Here is a 333-nt window from a genome sequence, read left to right on the forward strand (position 1 = left end):
ACAAAGAGTTAGAGCGGAGAGGGCATAAGTTCTGTCGATATGCAGATGACTGCCAAATCTACGTTCGTAGTGAGGAAGCCGCGCATCGAGTCAAAGAGTCGATAACGGAGTTCTTGGAACAGAAGCTAAAGCTCACGGTAAATCGTGAGAAAAGTGCAGCAACAAGAGTGCCGGAGCGAGGCTACCTAAGCCATAGCTTCAAGATAGACGGAACCCTCCTGATATCAAAATCGGCACAAGCTCAAATGAAGAGCGAGTGCGGAGAATAACGAAAGCGAAATCGAGGTCGAGAGTTATCGGTAATCATCACCGAGTTAACCCAATACCTACGAT

Annotated in this window: 1 pseudogene; it reads left to right on the forward strand. The window is 47.4% G+C overall.

Annotated elements, in window-relative coordinates:
• A pseudogene (locus CIK04_RS31605) lies at positions 1–333 on the forward strand (reverse transcriptase domain-containing protein); the annotation flags it as partial.

The organism is Vibrio sp. 03_296, from assembly GCF_002265885.1.